This is a genomic window from Leifsonia sp. KNZ12-8B (assembly GCF_056755495.1).
On sequence record NZ_JBPGXM010000266.1, the window covers coordinates 1 to 318 of the forward strand.

The following is a 318-nucleotide window of genomic DNA, read 5'->3' on the forward strand; positions in this document are numbered from 1 at the left end:
GGGGGGGGGGGGGGGGGGGTGGGGGGGGGGGGGGGGTGGGGGGGGGGGTTCTGGCGGGGGGGCGGGCGACCGCGCTGGTCACGGGGACCTGCGGCAGCTCGTCGGCCGGGACGGCGAGCGGGTCGGCATCCCAGACGGCGTAGTCCGCGCGGGCTCCTGGGGTGAGGGAGCCGAGGTCGCGGTCGCCTTGCGCGCGGGCGGCGCCGACGGTGTAGCCGTGCAGCGCCTGGTACGCGGTGAGCCGCTGGTGGGGCTCGAAGACGGGGGAATCGGGGTCGCCGGGGCGGCGGCGGAGCATCGCCCAGGCGAGCCCGATCC

General features: G+C 80.5%; 1 protein-coding gene. It reads right to left on the reverse strand.

What is annotated here, in order from left to right; translation table 11 throughout:
- Positions 1 to 318 (reverse strand): amidohydrolase family protein (locus tag ACR9ZG_RS18970; RefSeq protein ID WP_481286394.1); only part of this gene is annotated, 318 nt, incomplete at both ends.